1 protein-coding gene is annotated in these 467 nt (G+C 63.6%); it reads right to left on the minus strand.

The genetic code is table 11. The features are described from left to right. The coding region (locus PQR53_RS38895; RefSeq protein ID WP_408465902.1) for an isocitrate lyase/PEP mutase family protein at window positions 1-467 on the minus strand (467 nt) is incomplete at both ends.

A 467-nucleotide genomic window follows, 5' to 3' on the forward strand; every position in this document is an offset into this window, starting at 1 on the left:
CGGCCGTTGCTCTTCAGCGTACCGAGCGCGCGCTGCATGCCGAGCACCGCGCCTTGCAGCGCCGCGTTCGCGTACAGGACGATGCCGTAGCCGAGCGTGGCAAGCGCTTCACGCGATTGCACCGGCGTCTTGCCGCCGATCACGATGTTGATCAATTGCGGCGTGTCGAACAGCGACGGCAAACGTTCGATGTCGGCGAGCGATTCGGTCGCTTCGATAAACAGAATATCGGCGCCGGCTTCGATGAAACGGTGGCCGCGCTCGATCGCGTCTTCGATACCATGGACCGCCGCCGAATCGGTACGCGCCATGATCTGCAGATTGCCGTCTTCACGGGCGTCCACGGCGGCGCGGATCTTGCCGGCCATCTCGCTCGCGCTGATCACTTCCTTGCCGGAGAAGTGGCCGCATTTCTTCGGCATGATCTGGTCTTCGAACTGGATCACGTCGGCGCCGCTGCGCTCCAG

This window comes from Paraburkholderia fungorum (genome assembly GCF_046027605.1).
GTDB lineage: Bacteria > Pseudomonadota > Gammaproteobacteria > Burkholderiales > Burkholderiaceae > Paraburkholderia > Paraburkholderia fungorum_F.